At 53.3% G+C, this 25,100-nt stretch carries 19 protein-coding genes; 15 read left to right on the top strand and 4 right to left on the bottom strand.

Going from position 1 to position 25,100, the window contains the following annotated elements:
- Positions 1 to 81 precede the first annotated feature (81 nt).
- From lolA to HV157_RS05770, 8 genes are all read left to right on the top strand, one after another.
- Positions 82 to 696 (top strand): outer membrane lipoprotein chaperone LolA, encoded by a 615-nt coding sequence (lolA, locus tag HV157_RS05805; RefSeq protein WP_014169368.1) that lies wholly within the window; start codon positions 82 to 84, stop codon positions 694 to 696.
- A gap of 9 nt (positions 697 to 705) precedes the next feature.
- The gene (gene rarA / locus HV157_RS05800) at positions 706 to 2,049 is read left to right on the top strand and encodes a replication-associated recombination protein RarA (RefSeq protein ID WP_020884828.1); all 1,344 of its coding nucleotides are present in this window, start codon (positions 706 to 708) and stop codon (positions 2,047 to 2,049) included.
- Between the two features lie 92 nt (positions 2,050 to 2,141).
- A complete protein-coding gene (gene serS, locus HV157_RS05795; RefSeq protein WP_008499983.1) occupies positions 2,142 to 3,434 on the top strand; it encodes a serine--tRNA ligase in 1,293 nt (430 codons plus the stop codon).
- Positions 3,435 to 3,645: 211 nt separating this feature from the next.
- On the top strand, positions 3,646 to 6,087 hold the full coding sequence (gene dmsA / locus HV157_RS05790; protein WP_182268399.1) for a dimethylsulfoxide reductase subunit A: 2,442 nt from the start codon (positions 3,646 to 3,648) through the stop codon (positions 6,085 to 6,087).
- A gap of 10 nt (positions 6,088 to 6,097) precedes the next feature.
- Positions 6,098 to 6,715 carry a DMSO/selenate family reductase complex B subunit gene (locus HV157_RS05785; protein WP_020884826.1) on the top strand — a complete coding sequence of 206 codons (618 nt, stop codon included), beginning with the start codon at positions 6,098 to 6,100 and terminating at the stop codon, positions 6,713 to 6,715.
- A gap of 1 nt (position 6,716) precedes the next feature.
- On the top strand, positions 6,717 to 7,580 hold the full coding sequence (locus tag HV157_RS05780; protein WP_014169375.1) for a dimethyl sulfoxide reductase anchor subunit family protein: 864 nt from the start codon (positions 6,717 to 6,719) through the stop codon (positions 7,578 to 7,580).
- A gap of 274 nt (positions 7,581 to 7,854) precedes the next feature.
- Entirely contained in the window at positions 7,855 to 9,003 is a 1,149-nt protein-coding gene (locus tag HV157_RS05775) for an MFS transporter (RefSeq protein ID WP_014169376.1), read from the top strand.
- Positions 9,004 to 9,126: 123 nt separating this feature from the next.
- Positions 9,127 to 9,648 carry an anti-virulence regulator CigR family protein gene (locus HV157_RS05770; protein WP_020884824.1) on the top strand — a complete coding sequence of 174 codons (522 nt, stop codon included), beginning with the start codon at positions 9,127 to 9,129 and terminating at the stop codon, positions 9,646 to 9,648.
- Positions 9,649 to 9,682: 34 nt separating this feature from the next.
- Here HV157_RS05770 and pflA read toward each other — a convergent pair whose 3' ends face one another.
- The 4 genes from pflA to ycaO form a co-directional block, all read right to left on the bottom strand.
- Positions 9,683 to 10,423 (bottom strand): pyruvate formate lyase 1-activating protein, encoded by a 741-nt coding sequence (gene pflA / locus HV157_RS05765; protein ID WP_020884823.1) that lies wholly within the window; start codon positions 10,421 to 10,423, stop codon positions 9,683 to 9,685.
- Positions 10,424 to 10,627: 204 nt separating this feature from the next.
- Positions 10,628 to 12,910, bottom strand: coding sequence for a formate C-acetyltransferase (gene pflB / locus HV157_RS05760; protein WP_014169380.1), 2,283 nt, complete (start codon positions 12,908 to 12,910; stop codon positions 10,628 to 10,630).
- Positions 12,911 to 12,961: 51 nt separating this feature from the next.
- The gene (focA, locus tag HV157_RS05755) at positions 12,962 to 13,819 is read right to left on the bottom strand and encodes a formate transporter FocA (protein WP_025204555.1); all 858 of its coding nucleotides are present in this window, start codon (positions 13,817 to 13,819) and stop codon (positions 12,962 to 12,964) included.
- Between the two features lie 406 nt (positions 13,820 to 14,225).
- Positions 14,226 to 15,986 (bottom strand): 30S ribosomal protein S12 methylthiotransferase accessory factor YcaO, encoded by a 1,761-nt coding sequence (ycaO, locus tag HV157_RS05750; RefSeq protein ID WP_020884821.1) that lies wholly within the window; start codon positions 15,984 to 15,986, stop codon positions 14,226 to 14,228.
- Positions 15,987 to 16,113: 127 nt separating this feature from the next.
- Here ycaO and HV157_RS05745 point away from each other — a divergent pair, with 127 nt between their 5' ends.
- From HV157_RS05745 to HV157_RS05715, 7 genes are all read left to right on the top strand, one after another.
- Positions 16,114 to 16,806 carry a DUF421 domain-containing protein gene (locus HV157_RS05745; protein ID WP_149376122.1) on the top strand — a complete coding sequence of 231 codons (693 nt, stop codon included), beginning with the start codon at positions 16,114 to 16,116 and terminating at the stop codon, positions 16,804 to 16,806.
- 162 nt (positions 16,807 to 16,968) lie between these two features.
- A complete protein-coding gene (gene serC / locus HV157_RS05740) occupies positions 16,969 to 18,057 on the top strand; it encodes a 3-phosphoserine/phosphohydroxythreonine transaminase (protein ID WP_025204554.1) in 1,089 nt (362 codons plus the stop codon).
- A 69-nt stretch (positions 18,058 to 18,126) separates the two neighbouring features.
- Positions 18,127 to 19,410, top strand: coding sequence for a 3-phosphoshikimate 1-carboxyvinyltransferase (gene aroA / locus HV157_RS05735; RefSeq protein ID WP_182268400.1), 1,284 nt, complete (start codon positions 18,127 to 18,129; stop codon positions 19,408 to 19,410).
- A gap of 253 nt (positions 19,411 to 19,663) precedes the next feature.
- The gene (gene cmk / locus HV157_RS05730) at positions 19,664 to 20,347 is read left to right on the top strand and encodes a (d)CMP kinase (protein ID WP_014169386.1); all 684 of its coding nucleotides are present in this window, start codon (positions 19,664 to 19,666) and stop codon (positions 20,345 to 20,347) included.
- A gap of 110 nt (positions 20,348 to 20,457) precedes the next feature.
- A complete protein-coding gene (gene rpsA, locus HV157_RS05725; RefSeq protein ID WP_014169387.1) occupies positions 20,458 to 22,131 on the top strand; it encodes a 30S ribosomal protein S1 in 1,674 nt (557 codons plus the stop codon).
- A 171-nt stretch (positions 22,132 to 22,302) separates the two neighbouring features.
- Positions 22,303 to 22,590 (top strand): integration host factor subunit beta, encoded by a 288-nt coding sequence (gene ihfB, locus HV157_RS05720; RefSeq protein WP_008499965.1) that lies wholly within the window; start codon positions 22,303 to 22,305, stop codon positions 22,588 to 22,590.
- Positions 22,591 to 22,805: 215 nt separating this feature from the next.
- Complete coding sequence (locus HV157_RS05715) at positions 22,806 to 25,070, top strand: ComEC family protein (RefSeq protein WP_182268401.1); 2,265 nt, start codon at positions 22,806 to 22,808, stop codon at positions 25,068 to 25,070.
- The last annotated feature ends 30 nt before the right edge of the window (positions 25,071 to 25,100 follow it).

Raw genomic sequence — 25,100 nt, 5'->3', positions numbered from 1 at the left:
TTCTTCTGTCGCCTGCCTTCGGGCAGGTACACAATAGAGGGCAGAACCCCATATTGGGATGACGTATTTTAAGGAATAACAATGAAAAAAATCGCAATCGCCTGTGCATTACTCACCAGTTTTGTCGCCAGCAGCGTCTGGGCTGATGCAGCCAGCGACCTTAAAAGCCGACTGGATAAAGTGAGCAGTTTCCACGCCAGCTTCACGCAAAAAGTGACTGACGGCAGTGGCAATGCGGTGCAGGAAGGTCAGGGGGATTTGTGGGTAAAACGCCCGAATCTGTTTAACTGGCATATGACTCAGCCGGATGAGAGCATCCTGGTTTCTGACGGTAAGACCCTGTGGTTCTACAACCCGTTTGTCGAGCAGGCTACTGCGACCTGGCTGAAAGACGCGACCAGCAATACGCCTTTCATGCTGATTGCGCGTAACCAGTCCAGCGACTGGCAGCAGTACAATATCAAACAGAATGGTGATGAGTTTGTTCTGACGCCGAAAGGCAGCAATGGCAACCTGAAACAGTTCACCATCAACGTGAGCACCAACGGAACCATTAATCAGTTTGGCGCGGTTGAGCAGGACGACCAGCGTAGCAGCTACCAGCTCAAGACCCAGCAAAACGGCGCGGTTGACGCGTCTAAATTCACCTTTACCCCGCCGCAGGGCGTAACGGTGGACGATCAGCGCAACAAGTAAGAGGCATGAGTGAGCAATCTGTCGCTCGATTTTTCTGAGAATGCGTTTCAACCTCTGGCCGCTCGTATGCGGCCAGAAAATTTAGCGCAGTACATCGGCCAGCAACACCTGCTGGCTGCGGGGAAACCCTTGCCGCGTGCCATTGAGGCCGGGCATCTGCACTCCATGATCCTTTGGGGTCCACCCGGTACAGGCAAAACCACGCTCGCGGAAGTTATCGCCCGCTATGCTAACGCGGATGTCGAGCGCATCTCGGCGGTCACGTCCGGCGTGAAGGAGATCCGCGAGGCGATTGAACGTGCGCGGCAAAACCGCAATGCCGGGCGACGTACCATTCTCTTTGTTGACGAAGTTCACCGTTTCAATAAAAGCCAGCAGGATGCTTTCCTGCCGCACATTGAAGACGGCACCATTTTCTTCATCGGTGCCACCACCGAAAACCCGTCGTTTGAACTCAATTCCGCACTGCTTTCCCGTGCACGTGTGTACCTGCTCAAATCCCTGACCGTGGAGGATATTGAACAGGTTCTCACGCAGGCGATGAACGATAACGCGCGCGGCTACGGCGGGCAGGATATCGTTCTGCCTGACGACACGCGCCGGGCGATCGCTGAGCTGGTTAACGGCGACGCCCGCCGGGCACTCAATACGCTGGAAATGATGGCCGATATGGCCGAAGTGGATGCGTCCGGCAAGCGGGTACTGAAACCGGCGTTGCTCACCGAGATCGCCGGGGAGCGCAGCGCGCGTTTCGACAATAAAGGCGATCGGTTTTACGATCTGATTTCGGCACTGCATAAGTCCGTGCGCGGCAGCGCGCCCGATGCGGCGCTTTACTGGTATGCCCGCATTATCACCGCCGGTGGCGATCCGCTGTATGTGGCCCGTCGCTGCCTGGCGATTGCCTCTGAAGATGTCGGGAATGCCGACCCACGCGCCATGCAGGTGGCTATTTCGGCCTGGGACTGCTTTACCCGCGTCGGGCCTGCTGAAGGCGAGCGTGCTATCGCTCAGGCGGTTGTTTATCTGGCCTGCGCACCGAAAAGTAACGCTCTCTATACCGCCTTTAAAGCGGCCATGTCCGACGCTCGTGAACGCCCGGATTATGACGTGCCGGTTCATCTGCGCAATGCGCCGACCAAACTGATGAAAGAGATGGGGTATGGGCAGGAATACCGCTACGCCCACGACGAACCCAATGCCTACGCCGCCGGGGAGGAATATTTCCCGCAGGAGATGGCACAAACCCGCTATTATCACCCCACAAACAGAGGTCTTGAAGGCAAGATTGGCGAAAAGCTCGCCTGGCTCGCCGGACAGGATCAAAATAGCCCTATAAAACGCTACCGTTAGTGCGATCGTTGCGGTAATGTTGGCAATGTATCCCTGTGGCCGCAGGCTGTGGTCACATTTTCCTATTTTAATTCGATAAGCACAGGATAAGCATGCTCGATCCCAATCTGCTGCGTAATGAGCCAGACGCAGTCGCTGAAAAACTGGCACGCCGGGGCTTTAAGCTGGATGTAGATAAGCTGCGCGCTCTTGAAGAGCGTCGTAAAGTTCTGCAGGTACAAACTGAAAATCTGCAGGCAGAGCGTAATTCTCGATCGAAATCCATCGGCCAGGCGAAAGCGCGCGGGGAAGACATTGAGCCATTACGCCTGGAAGTGAACAAACTGGGTGAAGAGCTGGATCAGGCGAAAGCGGAGCTGGACGTGCTTCAGGCCGAGATCCGTGATATCGCGCTGGCGATCCCGAACATTCCTGACGATAGCGTACCTGTCGGTAAAGATGAAAACGACAACGTTGAAGTGAAACGCTGGGGTACGCCTCGCGAGTTCGACTTCGAGGTTCGCGATCATGTTACCCTGGGCGAAATGCATGCCGGCCTGGACTTTGCGGCCGCAGTTAAGCTGACCGGTTCTCGCTTCGTTGTGATGAAAGGCCAGATTGCTCATCTGCATCGCGCTCTGGCGCAGTTTATGCTGGATCTGCACACCGAGCAGCACGGTTACAGCGAAACCTACGTCCCGTATCTGGTTAACCACGATACGCTGTACGGTACTGGCCAGCTGCCAAAATTTGCCGGCGATCTGTTCCACACCCGTCCGCTGGACGAGGAAGCTGACAGCAGCAACTACGCGCTGATCCCAACTGCGGAAGTGCCGCTGACTAACCTCGTGCGTGATGAGATCATCGACGAAGACGACCTGCCAATCAAACTGACAGCACACTCTCCGTGCTTCCGTTCTGAAGCGGGTTCTTACGGTCGCGACACCCGTGGTCTGATCCGTATGCACCAGTTCGACAAAGTAGAGATGGTGCAGATTGTCCGCCCGGAAGAGTCGATGGACGCGCTGGAAGAGATGACCGGCCACGCTGAGAAAGTGCTGGAGCTGCTGGGGCTGCCGTACCGTCGTATGGCGCTGTGCACCGGTGATATGGGCTTTGGTGCCTGCAAAACCTTCGACCTGGAAGTCTGGGTTCCTGCGCAGAATACCTACCGTGAAATCTCCTCCTGCTCTAACGTCTGGGATTTCCAGGCGCGTCGTATGCAGGCACGTTGCCGCAGCAAGTCTGACAAGAAAACCCGTCTGGTGCATACCCTGAACGGTTCTGGTCTGGCTGTCGGTCGTACACTGGTTGCCGTGCTGGAAAACTATCAGCAGGCGGACGGTCGTATTGAGATCCCTGAAGTGCTGCGCCCGTACATGAAAGGCCAGCAGTACATCGGTTAATGATTTGACGTGAAACAAAAAAGCGCCTCAGGGCGCTTTTTTTATACCTTAGAATTGATACGACGCAATAACCCCTCCCTCCAAAGTAGTAATACTCCTCCGAATGAAAGTCAGCATAAAAAACCAATAACGAAGTCATTCGTTATATATAAAACTATATAGCGGCATATGCCGCCTCTCTTTTCTTTGTGAGCAACCAAAGTGAGTCTCTATGAAAATCAAAGCGCCTGAAGCGTTAATGGCTGCCGAGGTCACTCGCCGTGGGTTGATGAAAACCACGGCAATTGGTGGTCTGGCCGTTGCCAGCAGCGCCTTTACGCTCCCTTTTTCTCGTCTGGTGTCGGCGGCGGATGCACTGTCCCCGGCCACCCCGGAAAAAGTGGTGTGGAGTGCCTGTACCGTAAACTGCGGTAGCCGTTGTCCACTGCGTATGCATGTGGTGGATGGTGAGATTAAATATGTCGAAACCGATAATACCGGGGACGATAACTACGAGGGGTTACATCAGGTCCGCGCCTGCTTACGCGGCCGTTCAATGCGTCGTCGCGTTTATAACCCGGACCGCCTGAAGTACCCGATGAAACGCGTTGGCAAGCGTGGAGAAGGGAAGTTCGAGCGCATTAGCTGGGATGAAGCCTACGACATTATCGCGACGAACATGCAGCGTCTGATCAAAGACTACGGCAACGAATCCATCTATCTGAACTATGGCACCGGGACGCTCGGCGGCACGCTGACCCGCTCCTGGCCACCGGGGAAAACGCTGGTGGCCCGTCTGATGAACTGCTGCGGCGGTTATCTGAACCATTATGGCGACTACTCTTCGGCGCAGATTGCCGCTGGTCTGAACTACACCTACGGTGGCTGGGCAGACGGCAACAGCCCGTCTGATATCGAAAACAGTAAGCTGGTGGTGCTGTTCGGCAACAACCCGGGTGAAACGCGCATGAGCGGTGGCGGGGTAACGTACTACCTCGAACAGGCGCGCGCCAAATCGAATGCCCGCATGATTATTATCGACCCGCGCTATACCGACACCGGTGCAGGGCGTGAAGATGAGTGGATCCCGATTCGTCCTGGCACCGATGCTGCGCTGGTCTCCGCGCTGGCATGGGTGATGATCACTGAAAATCTGGTCGATCAGCCGTTCCTCGATAAATACTGCGTCGGTTATGACGAGAAAACATTGCCAGCCAGCGCGCCGGCTAATGGCCACTATAAGGCCTATATTCTCGGTCAGGGCAGCGACGGTATTGCCAAAACGCCGGAATGGGCGTCCACCATCACGGGAATTCCGGTAGACCGTATTGTTCAACTGGCACGCGAGATTGGCTCGGCTAAACCGGCCTATATTAGTCAGGGCTGGGGTCCACAGCGTCATGCGAACGGTGAAATTGCCACCCGTGCCATTTCGATGCTCGCCATTCTGACGGGTAACGTGGGCATTCATGGCGGTAACACCGGTGCGCGTGAAGGCTCCTATGAAGTGCCGTTTGAACGTATGCCGACGCTGGAAAACCCGGTTCAGACCAGTATCTCCATGTTTATGTGGACTGATGCCATTGAACGCGGCCCGGAAATGACTGCGCTGCGTGACGGCGTGCGGGGTAAGGACAAACTGGATGTCCCGATCAAGATGATCTGGAACTACGCCGGAAACTGTCTCATCAACCAGCACTCTGAAATTAACCGCACCCATGAAATCCTGCAGGATGACAAGAAGTGCGAGATGATTGTGGTGATCGACTGCCACATGACTTCTTCAGCAAAATATGCCGATATTATTCTCCCGGACTGCACGGCCTCTGAGCAGATGGATTTCGCGCTGGATGCCTCCTGCGGCAACATGTCCTACGTCATCTTTACCGATCAGGCCATTAAACCTCGCTTTGAGTGCAAAACCATCTATGAGATGACCTCTGAGCTGGCGAAACGTCTTGGCGTTGAGCAGCAATTTACCGAGGGGCGCACGCAGGAAGGGTGGATGCGCCATCTGCATGAACTCTCCCGCAAAGCGATCCCTGACCTCCCGGATTTCGATACCTTCCGTGAGCAGGGGATGTACAAACAGCGTGATCCGGAAGGCCACCACGTGGCGTACAAAGCTTTCCGTGACGATCCGCAGGCCAATCCGCTGACCACGCCATCGGGCAAAATTGAAATTTATTCAGAAGAGCTGGCAAAAATTGCCTCTACCTGGGAGTTGCCGGAAGGGGATGTTATCGATCCGCTGCCGATCTACACGCCGGGCTTTGAAAACTACAACGATCCGCTGACCGCGAAATTCCCGCTGCAGTTGACCGGCTTCCACTACAAAGCACGTGTTCACTCTACATATGGCAACGTCGACGTACTGAAAGCTGCCTGCCGTCAGGAGATGTGGATTAACCCGATGGATGCCAAAGCCCGTGGGATCAGCAATGGCGACCGCGTGCGCATCTTTAACGGTCGCGGTGAGGTACACATTGAAGCCAAGGTGTCTCCGCGCATGATGCCTGGCGTTGTCGCGCTGGGGGAAGGGGCCTGGTATAGCCCGGATGCGAATCGCATCGACCAGGCAGGCAGTATTAACGTACTGACCACGCAGCGTCCGTCGCCACTGGCGAAGGGCAACCCGTCCCACACGAACCTTGTTCAGGTTGAAAAGGTGTAAGGAGTAACCGATGACAACCCAGTATGGATTTTTTATTGATTCCAGCCGCTGCACCGGGTGCAAAACCTGCGAGCTCGCCTGCAAGGATTACAAAGATTTAACCCCGGACGTCAGCTTCCGCCGTATTTACGAATACGCGGGCGGTGACTGGCAGGAAGACAGCGGTGTCTGGCACCAGAACGTGTTTGCCTACTACCTGTCGATTGCCTGCAACCACTGCGAAGACCCGGCCTGCACCAAGGTCTGCCCGAGCGGGGCGATGCACAAGCGTGACGACGGGTTCGTGGTGGTGGATGAAGATGTCTGCATCGGCTGTCGCTACTGCCACATGGCCTGTCCGTACGGTGCCCCGCAGTACAACGCCGCCAAAGGGCATATGACCAAGTGCGACGGCTGCCACACCCGCGTGGCAGACGGCAAAAAGCCGATCTGCGTGGAGTCCTGCCCGCTGCGTGCGCTGGATTTCGGTCCCATTGACGAACTGCGTAAAAAACATGGCCAGCTGGCGGCCGTCGCGCCGCTGCCGTCCGCGCACTTCACGAAGCCAAGCATCGTGATTAAACCTAACGCCAACAGCCGCCCGACAGGGGATACCACCGGCTACCTGGCAAACCCGAAGGAGGTGTGAGATGGGAAGTGGATGGCATGAATGGCCGCTGATGATCTTCACGGTCTTTGGGCAGTGTGTGGCGGGCGGTTTTATTGTCCTCGCGCTGGCGCTGCTGAAAGGGAATCTCACTGCTGAGCAACAACAACGTTTAGTGTTGAGTATGTTTGGCCTGTGGGTGCTGATGGGAATTGGCTTTATTGCCTCTACGCTGCACCTCGGCTCACCAATGCGCGCGTTCAACTCCCTGAACCGGGTGGGCGCGTCGTCACTCAGTAATGAAATCGCCAGCGGGGCGATCTTCTTTGCTGTGGGTGGGCTGGGTTGGCTGCTGGCAGCACTGAAGAAATTGCCGGCAGGGCTGCGCAGCGTGTGGCTGATTGTCACGATGGTGCTGGGCGTGGTGTTTGTGTGGATGATGGTGCGGGTCTATAACACCATCGACACCGTGCCGACCTGGTACAGCATCTGGACGCCGATGAGCTTCTTCCTGACGCTGTTTATTGGTGGGCCGCTTCTTGGCTTCATGCTGCTGCGCGTCGCGGGTGTTGACGGTTGGGCGATGCGTTTGCTGCCTGTCGTTTCACTGCTGGCGCTGGTGGTGAGCGCAGTCGTCACCCTGATGCAGGGCGCGGAGCTGGCAACCATTCACAGCTCTGTTCAGCAGGCATCTGCCCTGGTGCCGGCATACGGCTCGCTGATGGCCTGGCGCGTGGTCCTGCTGGTGGCGGCACTGGTGTGCTGGATTGTGCCTCAGCTTAAGGGGTATCAACCCGCGCTGCCGCTCCTGTCACTGGCTTTTGTGCTGGTCCTCGCAGGTGAACTGATCGGCCGCGGTGTGTTCTATGGTTTGCATATGACCGTAGGTATGGCCGTCGCCAGTTAACGTTGCAGTGGGTGAGATAAAGCCGGGACGGAGCGCCCGGCTTTTTTTATTTTAATCATGAAATTTTTCGACTGACGTTTTGTTTTCACTTCGGGCATTAATAAATAAAAACAGATACATAATTCATATCTATAGCAGGCGTTGCATTAGCAGGATAAGTTTTTTAAATCGACAGGGAACATATCGTGCGTGGCGGTGAAATCAGTGGATTGACTTTGTTTTTGCCAGTGGCATGATGCGCACGAAATCTGAACTTCCTCACGGTTTTTAATCCATGACCATCTATACCCGGCCAGTGCTTTTATTGCTCTGTGGCCTGCTTCTGCTGACCCTGGCGATCGCAGTGTTAAATACGCTCGTCCCGCTGTGGCTCGCCCATGAAAACTTACCGACCTGGCAGGTGGGTATGGTCAGCTCGTCCTTTTTTACCGGCAACCTGCTGGGTACGCTGGTTACAGGAAGCCTGATTAAACGCTTTGGTTTTAACCGCAGCTATTATCTGGCCTCGCTGCTCTTCGCGGTCGGATGTGCCGGGCTGGGCCTGATGGTCGGCTTCTGGAGTTGGATGGTATGGCGCTTTATCGCCGGAGTGGGTTGCGCGATGATTTGGGTGGTGGTTGAAAGCGCGCTGATGTGCAGCGGCACGTCACGTAACCGCGGACGCCTGCTGGCAGCCTATATGATGGTTTATTACATCGGTACCGTGCTTGGTCAACTGATGGTGAGCAAACTGCCAACCGACCTGATGAGCGTTCTGCCGTGGGTGACGGGAATGGTGCTGGCGGCAATCCTGCCGCTGCTCTTTACGCGCATTGTGAACCAGAATAGCGAACACCAGGAAGCAACCCACGTCTGGCCAATGCTGAGACTGCGTCAGGCGCGCCTTGGCGTTAATGGCTGTATTATCTCCGGAATTGTGCTTGGTTCACTGTATGGCCTGATGCCGCTTTATCTGAACCATCAGGGCGTCAGCGATTCCGGGATCGGTTTCTGGATGGCGGTGATGGTGAGTGCGGGGATCGTCGGTCAGTGGCCGATTGGACGCCTGGCCGATCGCTTTGGTCGCCTGTTGGTGCTGCGTGTTCAGGTTTTCGTGGTGATCATGGGTTGTCTCGCCATGCTCAGCAATGCGGCGATGGCGCCTGCGCTGTTTATTCTGGGTGCCGCAGGTTTTACGCTCTATCCGGTCGCGATGGCCTGGGCCTGTGAGAAAGTTGAACATCACCAGTTAGTGGCAATGAATCAGGCGTTGTTACTGAGCTATACCATCGGCAGCCTGCTGGGACCGACCTTTACCGCGATGCTGATGCAGAATTACTCCGACAATTTGCTGTTTATTATGATTGCCAGCGTATCGTTTATTTACCTCTTAATGCTGCTGCGCAAAGTGGGAGAACACCCGACGCCTGTGGCGCATGCCTGATTAATAAAAAGCCAGTCGATGACTGGCTTTTTTGTCCCCATCACATATAAGACTTTTACGTATTGTTTGTTTATTGCACCAGGCGATAATTCAGGTGAGTTCTATCACTAAAAGGCAACAATCATGTCTACTCGTCGTTTTACCACTACCGCTCTGGCAGTAGTGTTGTCTTTAACATTTGCTGCAGCTCCGGTCATGGCTAACCCGGGTAACGGGAATGGCAGTGGTCACGGGAACAGTGGCGGACAAGGTAATGGCGGCAGTCACGGCAATTCCGGTAGTCATGGCAACGGAAATTCCGGTACCCACGGTAATAAACAAAATAACGGTCAGGAAAATCCAGGTAAATCGAATAAAAGCGTCAGTGACGATGTCGACGCCCGTGTGAGCTTCGATCATGCCCGTCACCTGGCACTCAATTACGGCTTAACAGGTTATGAGTCACTGCCTCCGGGTATTGCGAAAAACCTCGCACGCGGTAAACCGCTCCCTCCGGGCATTGCGAAGAAAACCGTGCCGGCTTCTATGCTGGGCCAGCTTCCTTCCTATCCTGGCTATGAATGGCGTGTCGTCGGTGACGATCTGGTCTTAATTGCGCTGAGTACTGCGGTTGTGACCACCATTATTAATGGCGTCTTCAGATAATATAAAAAAGGCCCGGTTCTCACCGGGCCTTTTCTTAATACATTACCTTGTGGCCGTACTGTTCAAGAATACCTTTCACGCGTTCCATCGTCTCTTTCTTCGGCGGCTTAACGCCATCGAGTTTATATTCTTCACCCATGGCGACCCACTTGTGTTTACCCAGTTCGTGGTAGGGCAGAAGCTCAATTTTCTCAACGTTGCCCATATCGCGGGTAAATTCTCCCAGCCGATGCGCGGAATCGTCATCATCTGACCAGCCAGGTACAACAACATAGCGGATCCAGGTTTTGATGCCTTTCCCGGAGATGTATTTGGCAAACTCCAGCGTACGGTGGTTGGAAACCCCCACCAGATTCTGGTGGATCTCATCGTTCATCTGTTTGAGATCGAGCATCACCAGGTCGGTGACGTCGAGCAGTTCATCAATGACCGGATCGTAGCGGCGGACAAAACCGTTTGTATCGAGACAGGTATGAATGCCTTCTTTGCGGCAGGCGCGGAACCAGTCGCGCACGAATTCGGCCTGCAGAATGGCTTCACCGCCGGAAGCGGTTACGCCGCCGCCGGATGCGTTCATAAAGTGACGATAGGTCACCACCTCTTTCATCAGTTCTTCGACGGTCACTTCTTTGCCGCCGTGCGTATCCCAGGTGTCACGGTTATGGCAGTACAGGCAGCGCATCAGGCAGCCCTGGAAAAAGGTGATAAAGCGGATACCCGGGCCATCGACAGTGCCACAGGATTCAAAGGAGTGAATGCGACCAATAATTGACATTGCGGTGATATCTCCAGCATCGGCCCGTCCGGGGCCTGTGTATGCACAGCTCAAAACCGGCTGTGTTTAAGTCTGTTTTGGCTGTTATCCATAGAGTATAGATAGCGGACAAAAGAGACTGTGATGGAGAGAGTGTTAAAAAGGCCCCACGTATGTGGAGCCTTTATTGTACGCCTTTTAACGCGTGATTTCAGTCAATTCCACTTACATGGACTGAGTGAAAGTACGGGTGATAACGTCCTGCTGCTGTTCTTTCGTCAGGGAGTTAAAACGTACTGCGTAGCCGGATACACGGATGGTCAGCTGAGGATATTTCTCAGGGTGTTCCATCGCATCAAGCAGCATTTCACGGTTCATTACGTTCACGTTCAGGTGCTGACCACCTTCAATGGACGCTTCGTGGTGGAAGTAACCATCCATCAGACCCGCGAGGTTAGTTTTACGTACTTCGTCGTCTTTACCCAGCGCATTTGGCACGATAGAGAAGGTGTAAGAGATACCATCTTTCGCGTAAGCAAACGGCAGTTTAGCGACGGAGGTCAGAGAGGCAACAGCACCTTTCTGGTCACGACCGTGCATTGGGTTAGCACCAGGACCGAATGGCGCACCCGCGCGACGACCGTCCGGAGTGTTACCGGTTTTCTTACCATACACAACGTTAGACGTGATGGTCAGAACAGACTGAGTCGGGATAGCGTTACGGTAAGTGGTCAGTTTCTGAATTTTCTTCATGAAACGTTCAACCAGGTCAACCGCCATGTCATCAACGCGAGAGTCGTTGTTACCAAACTGCGGATATTCGCCTTCGATTTCGAAGTCAACAGCCAGACCGTCTTCGTCACGAATTGGTTTAACTTTCGCATATTTGATTGCAGACAGGGAGTCAGCCGCAACGGACAGACCTGCGATACCACACGCCATGGTGCGGATAACGTCACGGTCGTGCAGCGCCATCAGAGAGGCTTCGTAGCTGTACTTGTCGTGCATGTAGTGGATAACGTTCAGGGCAGTGACGTACTGTTTAGCCAGCCAGTCCATGAAGTGATCCATACGCTCCATGACTTCATCGAAGTTCAGAACGTCGCCTTTGATTGGTTCAGACTTAGGACCAACCTGCATTTTCAGTTTTTCATCAACGCCGCCGTTGATTGCGTACAGCATGGTTTTCGCCAGGTTTGCACGCGCACCGAAGAACTGCATTTGTTTACCAACAACCATTGGGCTTACGCAGCATGCGATAGCATAGTCATCGTTGTTGAAGTCCGGACGCATCAGGTCATCGTTCTCGTACTGCAGAGAAGAGGTGTCGATGGACACTTTAGCGGCGAATTTCTTGAAGTTCAGAGGCAGTTTTTCAGACCACAGAACGGTGATGTTCGGCTCCGGAGAAGGACCCATGGTGTACAGGGTGTTCAGGAAGCGGAAGCTGTTTTTGGTAACCAGAGTACGGCCATCAACACCCATACCACCGATAGATTCCGTTGCCCAGATTGGGTCACCAGAGAACAGCTCATCGTATTCAGGGGTACGCAGGAAGCGAACCATACGCAGTTTCATGACCAGGTGGTCAATCATTTCCTGAGCGTCTTGCTCGGTGATTTTGCCCGCTTTCATATCACGTTCGATGTAAGCATCCAGGAAGGTGGATACACGACCGAAGGACATTGCTGCACCGTTCTGAGACTTAACAGCGGCCAGGTAGCCGAAGTAGGTCCACTGGATAGCTTCCTGAGCGTTGGTTGCAGGACCAGAGATATCGCAGCCATATTTAGCCGCCATTTCTTTGATCTGACCCAGCGCGCGATGCTGTTCAGCGATTTCTTCACGCAGACGAATAGTCGCTTCCAGGTTTACACCGTTTTCCAGATCAGACTGCAGGGAAACAAACTGCGCGTATTTGTCTTTCATCAGGAAGTCGATACCGTACAGCGCAACGCGACGGTAGTCACCGATGATACGGCCACGGCCATAGGCATCTGGCAGACCAGTCAGAACGCCAGATTTACGGCAGTTCAGAATGTCTTTGGTGTAAACATCGAATACACCCTGGTTGTGGGTTTTGCGGTATTCGGTGAAGATTTTTTTCAGCATTGGGTCCAGCTCGCGGTTATACGCTTTGCAGGAACCTTCAACCATTTTGATACCACCGAACGGGATGATCGCACGTTTCAGTGGTGCTTCAGTCTGCAGACCAACGATTTTCTCAAGGGCTTTGTTAATGTAGCCAGCATCGTGAGAAGTGATGGTAGAAGCAACGGAGGTGTCAAAATCAACTGGCGCGTGAGTGCGGTTTTCCAGTTTTACGCCTTCCATTACGCTGTCCCACAGCTTGGTGGTCGCGTCAGTTGCACCAGCCAGGAAGGATTCGTCACCTTCATACGGGGTATAGTTTTTCTGAATGAAGTCACGTACGTTTACTTCATTCTGCCAGTCACCTTTCGCAAAACCTTCCCAGGCTGTGGCTAACTTTTCATTAAGCTCGGACATGTAACACCTACCTTCTTAAGTGGATTTTTTATTTACTGCCTGAGATAACCATCAATGATGGTCGTCGCCACGCAGGTAAATGACCCAGTATGTCAACCCAACTAACAGACCCCCACCGATAATGTTCCCGATAGTGACAGGGATCAGGTTATCAGTAATGAAATTCATAATAGTCAGGTGAGAGAAACTTTCCGGGGTTGAACCAACAGCAGTCCAGAACTCCGGGCTTGCAAAGTTGCGGATTACAATTCCCATTGGGATCATAAACATGTTCGCAATACTGTGCTCGAAGCCGCTGGCAACAAACATCGCAACCGGCAGAACCATAATCATGGCTTTATCCATCAGGCTACGACCCGAGTAGCTCATCCAGACAGCCAGGCATACCATCAGGTTAGCGAGGATGCCGAGAGCAACGGCTTCGATAAATGTGTGGTGCATTTTGTGGTCTGCGGTCTGCAGGACGTTGAGTCCCCAGCCACCGTTGGCGGTCATATACTCGCCAGAGAGCCACATCAACAGAACAAAGAGCAGACAGCCAATCAGGTTGCCAACATAGACATTAAGCCAGTTGCGCGCCAGTTGACCCCAGGTAATTCTTCCGCTGGCTTTTGCCACGACAATCAACACTGTAGAAGTGAAGAGGTCGGCGCCGCAGATGACGCAAAGAATCAGTCCCAGTGAGAAGCAAATACCGCCAATCAGTTTCGCCATGCCGAAAGGCATCGCGGCAGTACCGGTGGTGGCAGTGATGTAGAAGACAAACGCGATAGAGATGAACACACCAGCCGTGATCGCCAGATAGAACGTCTTCATCGGGTGTTTCGTTGCTTTATAGACACCCGCTTCTTCGGCAACTTTGGCCATAGCAGCTGGGAGTAAAAGATCAAAAGGGTTGTCAGCTTTCACACTAACTCTCTCTTTATTAAGTCGGCGACGAGATACTAACAAAGCATTATAGAAGAGAAATTGATATAGATCATATCTCGCCTGGCTTATAGGCCCGCAATGTGTATGGATTTACAGCAAAAGCGGAGTAAGTATTTGATTATCCGTATAAAAATAAATTTTAAAAGTTATGAAAAGAGTTGAATTATTTCTTTCGGCCACCTCTGCAACAGTTAATTAATATGGAGTAATTACCATAAAAAGTAACAGTAAAGTCCAGGTAAATATTATTATATTTACCCATATTTAACTTTATTATTACAATCAACAGTCATTGCCGAAAAAAATAAAAAACGGGGCAATGAAATTGCCCCGTAATATAGCCCAGACGATTGAATACGCCTACAGCTGATAATGTTATATGCGCTTATTTTGACCAGTAAGCGGATTTCGCCTTCTGCAATTTTTCATACGCTTTCAGCAGAGACTGATGTGCCGGGAAGGCTTTCAGGTCGCTATCCACAGCCTGAAGACCATAGAACGGCGCTTCACCGCTCAGTGCTGCGCTGGCGGCTTCAACGGCGTCAGCACCGTACATGCGAACAAACGCATTCAGGTATTGCAGCGGCTGACGATCGTCTTCCTGCGCGAGAAGCAGCAGGGTTTGCAGGCAGCGATAGTAGTTAGTGCGCTCGGCAGAGAAGACAGACTGGTTAAACTCCATAGTCCACTCGGTCCAGGCCAGAGCCTGATCCAGATCGCCACCAGCCAGTGCCAGCATTGCTTTCAGCTCACCAATACGCAGGGTATACCAGCCGTTATCTTTACCGGTCGCCAGACCCAGCAGCTCGCGTACGCGGGTGAAGTCATCATGGCCTTCTTCGTCCAGTTGCGCGATCAGGTTCAGGTAATCTTCTTTTTCCCATTCGCTGCCCGGCAAGGCCAGCAGGGTTTCACGCAGGTGCGCGCCCATGCTGTTGTTCGCCAGCCACAGGTCTTCTGCCGGATAGATGTCGGACATGCCCGGCACCAGAATGCGGCAGGCGTACACGCCAAGGTGTTCGTAGTCAGCGATGTAGACTTCTTTATCTTCCGCCTTAAAGATAGCCATCAGCGTGGCGAACTCTTCTTCGGTGGTACCTGCAAAGCTCCAGTCGACGAACGGATAGTCCGCGTCCTGCTTAAACAGATCCCAGGAGATCAAACCGCTGGAGTCGATGAAGTGGGTTTCAAGGTTGGTGTGCTCGGCCACTTCTTCATCGTCAAAGGTCGGTGGCGTAAACACGTCCAGATCTTTCAGGCCACGGCCCTGCAGTAATTCGGTGACGGTACGCTCCAGCGCCACGCCAAAGTCAGGGTGCGCGCCGAAGGAGGCGAAGCAGGTTCCGTTTTCAGGGTTAAACAGCACCACACAGATAACCGGGTATTTACCGCCCAGTGAGCCGTCATAGGCAAAGATTGGGAAACCTTCCGCTTCCAGCCTGGCGATGGATTCCACCACGCCCGGGTAGCGCGCCAGCACGTCAGCCGGAATTTCAGGCAGGCTGATGGATTCGGCAATGATGCGGTTTTTAATGTGGCGTTCGAAGACTTCAGACAGCCCCTGTACGCGCGCTTCATTACGGGTATTACCGGCAGACATACCGTTGGACACATACAGGTTGCCAACGATGTTCATCGGGATATAGACGGTCTGCTCATCAGACTGACGCGTGAACGGCAGGGCGCAGATACCACGATCCTCATTGCCGGACTGCAGATCGATCAGCATGCTGGCGGTCAGTTCGTTTTCCGGATCGTAGAACGCACGCAGACGCGCGTCGAGAATGCCTTCCGGCAGCGCGTCGTCTTCAGGCAGCGGGAACCATTTTTCGTTCGGATAGTGCACAAACGGGCCGTTGGCGATGGTTTCACCCAGCCAGAAATCGGCGAAGAAATAGTTGGTCGACAGACGTTCAAAATACTCACCCAGCGCAGAGGCCAGTGCCGCTTTTTTTGTCGCGCCTTTACCATTGGTAAAGCACAGGGCACACTCTTTATCGCGAATATGCACGGACCAGACATGAGGCACCGGGTTGAGCCAGGAGGCTTCTTCGATATTAAAGCCCAGGTCGGTCAGTTTCTGCTGGAAGCGAGCGATGGAATCTTCCAGAGCGGCGTCTTTGCCGGGGATAAACGTTTGAGTCATGGCGTTCACTTTTATCGTACGTAAAGCGCGCAATGATACGGGTTTTGCGTGACAGGTGCTATCTTCGGCGAAAATAAAAGACTCGACTATGCTTACAGACAGTAACTTACTGTTAAGGCATAGAAAAATGAAAGCATTTGATCTCCAGCGGATGGCGTTTGATAAAGTTCCTCCCGAATTTTTGGGCGAAGTGGCCCTGCGCAGCCTGTATACCTTTGTATTGGTCTTTCTGTTTCTCAAAATCACCGGGCGGCGTGGCGTCCGGCAGATGTCCCTCTTTGAGGTGCTGATTATTCTGACGCTGGGTTCAGCGGCGGGGGATGTTGCCTTTTACGACGATGTGCCGATGGTGCCGGTCTTTATCGTTTTTGTCTCACTGGCGCTACTTTACCGGCTTGTCATGTGGCTGATGTCGAAAAGTGAAAAGCTGGAAGATCTTCTCGAAGGGAAGCCGGTGGTTATCGTCGAGAACGGGCGGCTGGCCTGGGAAAATGTACAGAGTGCCAACATGACCGAGTTCGAGTTTTTTATGGAACTGCGTCTGAATAGCGTTGAACAACTCGGGCAGGTGCGGCTGGCAATCATGGAAACGAACGGGCAAATCAGCGTCTATTACTATGCTGACGACGAGGTGAAGCCGGGGCTCTGTATTCTGCCGGATATGCTTATTGAGTGTTTCACGACCGTGCCTGAGTCAGGCGAATATGCCTGTATAAGATGTAGCCATGTTGTGGCGATGCAGCCGGGCGATCATCAATTATGTCCCCGCTGTACAAATCCGGAATGGACGAAGGTTAGCCGGGCCAAACGCCTTACCTGACAGCCATATTGTCGGTTTTGCCGCAGAGAGGTGGCAGATTGTATTGTGTGACGCGGGACACATTTCACCGGTCATAAGTTTTAGACATTGCGGCGCGTGTCACTGAATGATAAAACCGATATCCACAGTTATAACTTATTGCTTTTAGCGTGGTGAGGGGAAATGGCTCAAGTCTTTAATTTCAGTTCAGGTCCGGCGATGTTGCCGGCAGACGTGCTTAAACAGGCTCAACAGGAACTTTGTGACTGGAACGGTCTGGGTACGTCGGTGATGGAAATCAGCCACCGTGGTAAAGAGTTTATTCAGGTGGCGGAAGAGGCAGAAAAGGATTTTCGCGATCTGCTGAACATTCCCTCAAACTACAAAGTTTTGTTCTGCCACGGCGGTGGCCGCGGTCAGTTTGCTGGCGTCCCGCTGAATATCCTCGGCGACAAAACCACGGCAGACTACGTTGATGCGGGTTACTGGGCGGCAAGTGCGGTTAAAGAAGCCAAAAAGTACTGCTCGCCAAATGTTATCGACGCCAAAATTACCGTTGATGGCCTGCGTGCCGTGAAGCCGATGAGCGAATGGCAGCTCTCTGATAACGCTGCGTACCTGCACTATTGCCCAAATGAAACCATCGACGGGATTGCCATCGACGAGACCCCGAACTTCGGTAAAGACGTCGTGGTTGCAGCCGATTTCTCCTCTACCATTTTGTCCGCGCCAATTGACGTCAGCCGTTACGGTGTTATCTATGCGGGTGCGCAGAAAAATATCGGCCCGGCGGGTTTGACGATCGTCATCGTGCGCGAAGATTTGCTGGGTAAAGCCCATCAGTCTTGCCCGTCTATTCTGGATTATACGGTCCTCAACGATAACGACTCCATGTTCAACACCCCCCCTACGTTTGCCTGGTACCTCTCTGGCCTGGTCTTTAAATGGCTCAAGCAAAACGGCGGCGTGGCGCAGATGGACAAAATCAATCAGCAGAAAGCCGACCTGCTGTATGGCGTGATCGATAAGAGCGATTTCTACCGTAACGATGTCGCGAAAGCTAACCGTTCTCGTATGAATGTGCCGTTCCAGCTGGCGGACAGCAACCTGGATAAAGTCTTCCTTGAAGCGTCCTTCGCTGCAGGCCTGCATGCGCTGAAAGGCCACCGTGTTGTAGGCGGTATGCGTGCCTCTATCTATAACGCGATGCCGCTGGAAGGGGTTAAAACCCTGACCGATTTCATGATCGACTTCGAACGTCGCCACGGTTAAGTACGCTGTTTTTCACCCCCGTAGCTCTGCTGCGGGGTTTTTATTATGTTGAGTTGAGAGTTAAGTTTCATGGAATCCCTGACGTTACAACCTATCGCGCGGGTAGATGGCACCATTAATCTGCCTGGTTCAAAAAGTGTCTCGAACCGCGCTCTGCTGCTGGCAGCTCTGGCAAACGGCACCACCGTCCTCACAAACCTGCTGGACAGCGATGACGTGCGCCATATGCTCAATGCGCTGAAAGCGTTGGGAGTTCATTACACGCTGTCTGACGACCGCACCCGCTGTGAAGTGACCGGCAACGGCGGCGCGTTACGCTCGGCTGAAGAGCGTGAACTGTTTCTGGGTAATGCGGGGACGGCGATGCGCCCGCTGGCGGCGGCCCTGTGCCTGGGCAGCAACAATATTGTGCTGACCGGTGAGCCGCGCATGAAAGAGCGTCCCATTGGTCATCTGGTGGATGCCCTTCGTCAGGGCGGCGCGCAGATTGAGTATCTGGAGCAGGAAAATTACCCGCCTCTGCGTCTGCGCGGTGGTTTCAATGGCGGTAACGTCGACGTGGATGGCAGCGTCTCCAGCCAGTTCCTGACGGCTCTGCTGATGACTGCGCCGCTGGCACCACAGGATACGGTCATCACCATCAAAGGCGACCTGGTCTCTAAACCGTACATTGATATTACGCTGCACCTGATGAAAACCTTTGGGGTTGAGGTGGAAAACCGCGCTTATCAGCAATTCGTGGTTCGCGGTGCGCAGCAGTACCAGTCTCCGGGTCATTACCTTGTGGAAGGTGATGCTTCGTCTGCCTCCTATTTCCTGGCGGCAGGGGCAATTAAGGGCGGTACGGTGAAAGTGACCGGCATTGGCCGTAACAGCGTTCAGGGCGATATCCGTTTTGCTGACGTGCTGGAAAAAATGGGCGCCACGATTACCTGGGGCGATGATTTCATCTCCTGCACCCATGGCGAGCTGAACGCTATCGATATGGACATGAACCATATCCCGGATGCGGCGATGACCATTGCCACGGCGGCGCTCTTCGCAAAAGGCACCACGACGCTGCGTAATATTTACAACTGGCGCGTAAAAGAGACTGACCGTCTGTTCGCGATGGCGACCGAACTGCGTAAAGTGGGCGCCGAAGTGGAGGAGGGCGAAGACTACATCCGCGTCACGCCTCCGGCAAAACTGCAGTTTGCGGAAATCGGCACCTATAACGATCACCGCATGGCAATGTGCTTCTCGCTGGTGGCGCTCTCCGATACGCCGGTGACCATTCTCGACCCGAAATGTACGGCGAAAACCTTCCCGGACTACTTCGAGCAATTGGCGCGTATCAGTACCCCTACCTGATTTGCCTTCGCGCCAGCCTCTGTGCTGGCGCGCTTACACCGTTCCCACTCATTGACGTGATGATCTACACTTCTGAAGATGTGCGCCTGCCGCCTGCAAGCAACGCGAACGATGTAGAAGTATCATTGCGCAATAATTCTTCATCTAAATACCTGTAATTCGCGTTTTTGCACACAACGTTAACGATTGTGGGCATTGGCGCGTATAATGCGCGGCGTTTACGTTAACGGTATGCCTGTTTAAGGAGATAAAGATGACGGCAATTGCCCCGGTCATAACCATTGATGGCCCAAGCGGTGCAGGAAAGGGCACCTTGTGCAAGGCAATGGCGGAAGCATTGCAATGGCATCTGCTGGACTCTGGTGCTATTTACCGCGTGTTAGCGCTTGCGGCGCTTCATCACCATGTTGATGTGGCCTCCGAAGACGCGCTGGTTCCGCTGGCTACCCATCTTGATGTTCGCTTTATCTCTACCAACGGAAATCTGGAAGTGATTCTCGAAGGTGAAGATGTCAGCGGTGAAATTCGGACTCAGGACGTGGCGAATGCCGCGTCACAGGTTGCCGCTTTCCCGCGCGTGCGTGAAGCACTGCTGCGCCGTCAACGCGCCTTCCGTGAGCTGCCTGGCCTGATCGCTGACGGGCGTGACATGGGAACCGTTGTCTTCCCTGATGCGCCAGTGAAAATTTTCCTCGACGCCTCCTCGGAAGAACGGGCTCAACGCCGCATGCTTCAGTTGCAGGAAAAGGGGTTTAGTGTTAACTTTGATCGCCTTTTGTCCGAGATAAAAGAGCGCGATGACCGCGATCGTAACCGCGCCGTCGCCCCACTTGTTCCTGCAGAAGATGCATTAGTTCTGGATTCAACCAGTTTAACTATTGAGCAAGTGATTGAAAAAGCGCTACAATATGCGCGCCAAAAACTGGCACTCGCGTAATTGCGACCGATTTAGCAGTACCCCCGCTGCAATGGATTGACGGCGGGTATGTGAAACAACCCCATCCGGCACGGAGCCAGGTGGACGTTATATTAACCTGAAGATTAAACATGACTGAATCTTTTGCTCAACTATTTGAAGAATCCTTAAAAACAATCGAAACCCGTCCGGGTTCCATCGTTCGTGGTGTTGTTGTTGCTATCGACAAAGACGTAGTACTGGTTGACGCCGGTCTGAAATCTGAGTCCGCCATTCCGGCAGAGCAGTTCAAAAACGCCCAGGGCGAGCTGGAAATCCAGGTTGGTGACGAAGTTGACGTTGCTCTGGATGCAGTAGAAGACGGCTTCGGCGAAACCCTGCTTTCCCGTGAAAAAGCTAAACGTCACGAAGCTTGGATCACGCTGGAAAAAGCTTACGAAGAAGCTGAAACTGTGGTCGGTGTTATCAACGGCAAAGTTAAAGGTGGCTTCACTGTTGAGCTGAATGGTATTCGTGCGTTCCTGCCAGGTTCTCTGGTAGACGTTCGTCCAGTCCGTGACACCCTGCACCTCGAAGGCAAAGAGCTTGAGTTCAAAGTAATCAAGCTGGACCAGAAGCGTAACAACGTTGTTGTATCCCGTCGTGCCGTTATCGAATCCGAAAACAGCGCAGAACGCGATCAGCTGCTGGAAAACCTGCAGGAAGGCATGGAAGTCAAAGGTATCGTTAAGAACCTCACTGACTACGGCGCATTCGTTGACCTGGGCGGCGTTGATGGCCTGCTGCACATCACCGACATGGCGTGGAAACGCGTTAAGCACCCAAGCGAAATCGTGAACGTGGGCGACGAAATCACTGTTAAAGTGCTGAAGTTCGACCGCGAGCGTACTCGTGTATCCCTCGGCCTGAAACAGCTGGGCGAAGATCCATGGGTAGCTATCGCTAAGCGTTACCCAGAAGGTACTAAACTGACTGGTCGCGTTACCAACCTGACTGACTACGGCTGCTTCGTTGAAATCGAAGAAGGCGTTGAAGGCCTGGTGCACGTTTCCGAAATGGACTGGACCAACAAAAACATCCACCCATCCAAAGTTGTTAACGTTGGTGATGTAGTGGAAGTTATGGTTCTGGATATCGACGAAGAACGTCGTCGTATCTCCCTGGGCCTGAAACAGTGCAAAAACAACCCATGGCAGCAGTTCGCGGAAACCCACAACAAGGGTGACCGTGTTGAAGGTAAAATCAAGTCTATCACTGACTTCGGTATCTTCATCGGCCTGGACGGCGGCATCGATGGCCTGGTTCACCTGTCTGACATCTCCTGGAACGTTGCAGGCGAAGAAGCAGTTCGTGAATACAAAAAAGGCGACGAAATCGCTGCAGTTGTTCTGCAGGTTGACGCAGAGCGTGAACGTATCTCCCTGGGCGTTAAACAGCTCGCAGAAGATCCGTTCAACAACTGGGTTGCACTGAACAAGAAAGGCGCAATCGTAAACGGTAAAGTCACTGCAGTTGACGCTAAAGGCGCAACCGTAGAACTGGCTGACGGCGTTGAAGGTTACCTGCGCGCTTCTGAAGCTTCACGTGACCGCGTTGAAGATGCCACTCTGGTTCTGAACGTTGGTGACGACGTTGAAGCTAAGTTCACCGGTGTTGACCGTAAGAACCGTGCAATCAGCCTGTCTGTTCGTGCTAAAGACGAAGCTGATGAGAAAGATGCAATCGCCACTGTTAACAAACAGGAAGATGCAAACTTCTCTAACAACGCAATGGCTGAAGCTTTCAAAGCAGCTAAAGGCGAGTAATATCAGGTTGTCCGCATCATTTTGAGCTGTAACGCATTTACAGCGAGAAGGATGAGGAGCAAACTTGACAGATTAGAGGATTCGTCCTGTAATCAATAACAAAGGGCGGCTACGGCCGCCCTTGTTTAATGAGCTGTTCAGCTAATTGGTTTGAAAGGAACCGGAGGAATCATGACCAAGTCAGAATTGATTGAAAGACTTGCCAGTCAGCAACCGCATATCCCTGCGAAAGCAGTGGAGGATGCCGTAAAAGAGATGCTGGAGCATATGGCCTCCACTCTTGCCCAGGGCGAGCGCATTGAAATCCGCGGTTTCGGTAGTTTTTCTCTGCACTATCGTGCTCCACGTACCGGGCGTAACCCGAAAACTGGCGATAAAGTCGAACTGGAAGGTAAGTACGTTCCACACTTTAAGCCGGGTAAAGAACTGCGCGATCGCGCCAACATTTACGGCAACTGAGTTTAGCCATCAGCGCTAAACTGGGTTCGAAAGAAAGCACCTGCGGGTGCTTTTTTTGTGCCTGTCGCTTTTATTCTGAAGATGCCGCGCAATTTTCCTTTTGTTTTCTGCAAACGGATAAAAATGCTTCAGCGCCCGCTGTAAACCGCGTTTCTTCTGGCTGACGACTCACCCTGCCTGCTTCCATACTGTCACCCTCAAACAGGGAGGTAGTAATGGGCATTCCCGCGATAAGTCTTTGCGCCATTCTGGCGATCATGCCGTTACTCTGGTTACCCGTCCTGCCTGAACGTCATACCGTGTGGGTAATGATAGCCGGTGGGATAGCGCTGGCCGTCCAGCGACACAACGTCCTGAAGTATATGGGGATCGTGGTGTTATTTTGTGTCTGGGGTCTTCTTGCCGCGCAGGAAAGCGTCTGGCCGATGCAACATTTAACGACGGGAGCAGTGCAGGCAGAGATAGAAATCACGGCCACCGATGGTGCAACAATGCATCAGGGCAACATTCTGCGTGTCGATGGTCAACGCTGGTGGGCATCCACGGGCGTGACGCTGTATGGCAATTACCTGCCGCAAAAGGTATGTGCCGGTCAGCGCTGGGCTATGACGCTCAGGCTCCGGCCTGTGCATGGCGAGCTAAACGACGGGGGATATGATCCCCAGCGAAGCGCCTTTGCCCGACACCAGACGCTCAGCGGACGTTTTACGCAGGCGAAAATCGTCGATGAAAACTGCAGCTTGCGTGCTCAGTACCTGATGTCACTGCAACACCGGCTTTCTGCTTTTCACTGGGGCGCGGTTATGCTTGGGCTGGGGATGGGAGAACGTCTGGAGGTGCCCCGGGAAATTAAAGATCTGATGCGCGACACCGGCACGCTGCACCTGATGGCAATTTCGGGTCTGCATATTGCGCTGGCCGCATCCATCGTCTGGTTACTTGCGCGTGGGCTTCAGTTCTTGATGCCGGGCCACTGGATCCACTGGCAGATTCCTCTCCTGGCTGGGTTGCTCTTTGCCGCTTTCTACGCCTGGCTTACCGGGCTGCAACCGCCCGCATTGCGAACGGTTATCGCACTTGCCGTGCTGGCCGCATTGCGCATTGGCGCCCGTCAGTGGTCTCCCTGGCAGGTGTGGTGTTGCTGTATCGCGGCAATCCTGATAAGCGATCCCTTAGCCGTGCTTTCTCAAAGTCTGGTCCTTTCAGCGTTTGCCGTCGCCGCGCTGATTTTCTGGTTTCAGTGGCTGCCTCTTCCTCGCGGGCACCGGGTTCGCTGGTTACAGCCTTTGCTGAATCTGCTCTATCTGCAAACCGGCATGTTGCTTCTGCTCATGCCATTACAGGTGCTGATTTTTCATGGGTTCAGCCTCTCTTCCCTGGTGGCTAATCTCTTTGCCGTCCCCCTGGTCACTTTTATCTGCGTACCGCTGATCCTGTCCGGAATGTTGCTTCATCTGTTGCCGCTGACGGCGTTGGAAAGTGTCCTCTGGCTTGCAGCCAATAAATCCCTGGGGGGGTTGTTCTGGATGCTGATGCGCCTGCCGGATGGCTGGCAGAATGTAGATGAACGATGGCAATACCTGACGTTATTGCCCTGGCTTGCCATTATCGGCTGGCGCTTTCATGCCTGGAAATCCGTTCCTGCAGTGTGTCTGGCAGGGAGTGTCTTACTGGCATTTCCGCTCTGGCGAACGGTGAGAAGTGAGGGCTGGACACTGCATATGCTGGATGTGGGGCAGGGACTGGCAATGGTCATTGAACGCCACGGTAAAGCCCTTCTTTATGATACCGGGCTCGCCTGGCCGGGGGGTGATAGCGCCCGGCAGTTAATCATTCCGTGGCTACGCTGGCACCATTTGCAACCAGAAGGCGTCATCCTCAGTCATGAGCATCTCGACCATGCGGGCGGCCTGGTGACGCTGCAAAAAACATGGCCCACGTTATGGATAAGAAGCCCGTTAGGCCGGGCGGAACATCGGCCTTGTTTTCGCGGGCAGAGATGGATGTGGGAGGGGTTAACCATCACCGTCCACTGGCCTCCTGAGGGCTATTCCGAAAGGGGGAACAATCGCTCCTGCGTGGTAAAAATCGACGATGGTGAGCAGAGTGCGTTGCTTACGGGGGATATTGAAGCGCAAGCGGAACAGACTATGCTTAGCCATTACTGGCGTCATCTGACGTCCACTGTAATACAGGTACCCCATCATGGCAGCAATACGTCTTCATCATTGTCACTGGTGCAACGGGTAGAGGGGAGGATCGCGCTCGATTCTGCGGCCCGCTATAACGCATGGCATTTTCCGTCGGCAAAAGTTATCAGACGTTATCGAAAAGAGGGCTATATCTGGCACGATACCCCCCATTCTGGACAAATATCGGTGACATTCTCGCAACATCGATGGCAAATACAGCGCGTACGTGATGAATATTTACCGCGTTGGTATCATCAGTGGTTTGGCGCGCCCGTAGATAACGGGTAGAATATGCGGCTATTTCAACAGATGCTGGTT

Origin of the sequence: Enterobacter sp. RHBSTW-00318, assembly GCF_014101375.1 — a bacterium.
In the GTDB taxonomy this organism is placed as follows: domain Bacteria; phylum Pseudomonadota; class Gammaproteobacteria; order Enterobacterales; family Enterobacteriaceae; genus Enterobacter; species Enterobacter ludwigii.
Note: the sequence above shows the minus strand (reverse complement) of the source record. Positions and strands in the feature narration are given on the sequence as shown.

Excerpts from the sequence above, each read along its gene's own strand:
- cmk (WP_014169386.1), top strand. The coding sequence starts at position 19,664 with ATGACGGCAATTGCCCCGGTCATAACCATTGATGGCCCAAGCGGTGCA.
- ycaO (WP_020884821.1), bottom strand. The coding sequence starts at position 15,986 with ATGACTCAAACGTTTATCCCCGGCAAAGACGCCGCTCTGGAAGATTCC.
- HV157_RS05775 (WP_014169376.1), top strand. The coding sequence starts at position 7,855 with ATGACCATCTATACCCGGCCAGTGCTTTTATTGCTCTGTGGCCTGCTT.
- pflA (WP_020884823.1), bottom strand. The coding sequence starts at position 10,423 with ATGTCAATTATTGGTCGCATTCACTCCTTTGAATCCTGTGGCACTGTC.
- rpsA (WP_014169387.1), top strand. The coding sequence starts at position 20,458 with ATGACTGAATCTTTTGCTCAACTATTTGAAGAATCCTTAAAAACAATC.
- ihfB (WP_008499965.1), top strand. The coding sequence starts at position 22,303 with ATGACCAAGTCAGAATTGATTGAAAGACTTGCCAGTCAGCAACCGCAT.
- HV157_RS05770 (WP_020884824.1), top strand. The coding sequence starts at position 9,127 with ATGTCTACTCGTCGTTTTACCACTACCGCTCTGGCAGTAGTGTTGTCT.
- HV157_RS05780 (WP_014169375.1), top strand. The coding sequence starts at position 6,717 with ATGGGAAGTGGATGGCATGAATGGCCGCTGATGATCTTCACGGTCTTT.
- lolA (WP_014169368.1), top strand. The coding sequence starts at position 82 with ATGAAAAAAATCGCAATCGCCTGTGCATTACTCACCAGTTTTGTCGCC.
- pflB (WP_014169380.1), bottom strand. The coding sequence starts at position 12,910 with ATGTCCGAGCTTAATGAAAAGTTAGCCACAGCCTGGGAAGGTTTTGCG.
- dmsA (WP_182268399.1), top strand. The coding sequence starts at position 3,646 with ATGAAAATCAAAGCGCCTGAAGCGTTAATGGCTGCCGAGGTCACTCGC.
- aroA (WP_182268400.1), top strand. The coding sequence starts at position 18,127 with ATGGAATCCCTGACGTTACAACCTATCGCGCGGGTAGATGGCACCATT.
- HV157_RS05745 (WP_149376122.1), top strand. The coding sequence starts at position 16,114 with ATGAAAGCATTTGATCTCCAGCGGATGGCGTTTGATAAAGTTCCTCCC.
- HV157_RS05785 (WP_020884826.1), top strand. The coding sequence starts at position 6,098 with ATGACAACCCAGTATGGATTTTTTATTGATTCCAGCCGCTGCACCGGG.
- serS (WP_008499983.1), top strand. The coding sequence starts at position 2,142 with ATGCTCGATCCCAATCTGCTGCGTAATGAGCCAGACGCAGTCGCTGAA.
- HV157_RS05715 (WP_182268401.1), top strand. The coding sequence starts at position 22,806 with ATGGGCATTCCCGCGATAAGTCTTTGCGCCATTCTGGCGATCATGCCG.
- serC (WP_025204554.1), top strand. The coding sequence starts at position 16,969 with ATGGCTCAAGTCTTTAATTTCAGTTCAGGTCCGGCGATGTTGCCGGCA.